At 42.0% G+C, this 2,090-nt stretch carries 2 protein-coding genes and 1 pseudogene; 2 read left to right on the top strand and 1 reads right to left on the bottom strand.

Annotated elements, in window-relative coordinates:
• On the bottom strand, window positions 1-311 hold a 311-nt coding region (locus tag AC1DRQ_RS30990), incomplete at its 3' end, for a 7-carboxy-7-deazaguanine synthase QueE (RefSeq protein ID WP_477429896.1).
• Between the two features lie 61 nt (window positions 312-372).
• On the opposite strand from AC1DRQ_RS30990, the pseudogene AC1DRQ_RS30985 reads away from it, so the two are divergent.
• Together AC1DRQ_RS30985 and AC1DRQ_RS30980 are read left to right on the top strand one after the other, a co-directional pair.
• Window positions 373-690: pseudogene (locus tag AC1DRQ_RS30985) on the top strand (7-carboxy-7-deazaguanine synthase QueE); the annotation flags it as partial.
• 39 nt (window positions 691-729) lie between these two features.
• A partial coding sequence (locus AC1DRQ_RS30980) for an OmpA family protein (protein ID WP_477429894.1) occupies window positions 730-2,090 on the top strand: 1,361 nt, incomplete at its 3' end.

Raw genomic sequence — 2,090 nt, 5'->3', positions numbered from 1 at the left:
GTTTTAATACCTTTTTCATGCAACTGGGTTGTTAAATAATCAAGATTATATATCAAAGGTTCGCCGCCTGTAACCACAACGGCTTTTGATGGATGTACAGAGGCATTAGCCACTATCTGATCGGCCGCGGTAAGCGGGTGCAGCTCGGCATCCCAGCTTTCTTTAACATCGCACCAGTGGCAGCCCACATCGCATCCTCCAAGCCGTATAAAATATGCTGCTTTGCCGGTATTGTATCCTTCGCCCTGTATCGTATAAAATTCTTCCATTAATGGAAGCAGCGAGCCGTCGTCTGGAATCTGGTGTGCCATAATATTTTGCAAAGCTACCTATTTAAGCCGAAAGCATAAAGGCCAATGGTAAACGTAAGGTAAAACCTTTATTGAAACATCAGGGGCCTATCCCCTTTCGGGCGATTGGGACTGGATTTGTTTGTCGCCAAAAAAATTTAAAGCGCCAATACCCCACGTGGCCGAACATGCTCACGAATTAAAAGTGATCGTGTTTAATAAATCAGATTTTGAATGGGCCGAATATCATGCTAAAATGGTTTCGCCTGATTGTAAGTTATATTTACAGCCCGAATGGTCAAAATCAAAGGAAATGACCCCGCTTATAGTTGATTATGTGATGAATAACCCGCAATGGGAAATATCGTTACAAACGCATAAATATTTGAATATCCCTTAATATTTGTAACTTACGATAATTATAATCGTATCAAAACAGATGAAAATTGTAATCATCTCGGTTTTATCAATTTTTATTTCTATTTCTGCATGGTCACAGCAAACTACCACTAACAAGGCAGCTTTAAAGTATTTTGCCGCAGCCCACCAAAATCTGGACGACCACACTTATGATGAGGCTATCGACAATCTTCAAAAAGCCATCAATGCGGATTCGAAATTTATTGAAGCACGCGCCCAGTTAGCTGATGTATTTCGTTTAAGGCATTTATATAAACAGGCAATAGACCAATATTTAAAGGTAATTGCGCTTAATCCTGATTTTAACCGTTCGGTTTACCTTAAAATTGGTGAATGTGAAATAACCGAAGCCAAATACCCCCAGGCCCAGCAGCACCTCGAAAAGTATTTAACCTTTTCTGATATTACCCCACAAAATAATCTATACGCCCAAAAACTGATCAATGACAGCAAATTCAGCATTCAGGCAGTACAACACCCCGTTACATTTAAGCCTGTTAACATGGGCCCCGAGATTAATACTGCCGCTGATGAATACCTGCCTGTTGCTACAGCAGACGAAAGTACGCTCATATTTACCCGTAAAATTGGCAATAATGAGGACTTTTATAAAAGCATGAATAATAAGGGTAAATGGCAAACGGCCAGCTACCTTAGCGACCAGATCAATACGGCACAATATAATGAGGGTGCACAATCTGTATCACAGGATGGTAAGTACCTATTTTTTACCGGCTGTAACCGTCCCGACGGAATGGGCCGTTGCGATATTTACATTGCTCAAAAGAAAGGTGACGACTGGGGTAAGCCTTTTGACCTAAGCGCCCCTGTAAACACATCAGGATGGGAATCACAGCCATCTATCAGCGCAGACGGGCGTACACTTTATTTTGTAAGTAACCGGAGCGGAGGCTATGGCGGTTATGATATATGGAAATCAACCTTAACTGATAAAGGCTGGGGACAGCCTGAAAATCTGGGGCCAAATATCAACACCTCTTATAATGAGCAATCGCCGTTTATACATCCCGATGATAGTACACTTTATTTTAGCTCGAACGGATGGCCGGGCTTAGGTAACAAAGACCTTTTTGTAAGCCGTTTGGGTAAGGACGGCAAATGGCAAAAACCAGAAAATTTGGGGTATCCTATAAATTCAAATGGCGACGAAAATGGACTTACCTTAACAGCCAGCGGCAACTATGCTTTTTTTGCATCGGATAATTTGAACGGTTTTGGCGGATATGATATATACACTTTTGAATTACCCGTAAATGTACGCCCACACGTGGTAACCTATGTTAAAGGCAACGTAAGCGATGCCCAAAGCAAGGCACCATTAGAGGCCGCTGTGGAGATCATTGACCTGCAAAGCAACCT

Source organism: Mucilaginibacter sp. P4_E8, from assembly GCF_056401495.1.
This window is presented reverse-complemented; position numbering and strand designations above follow the sequence as displayed.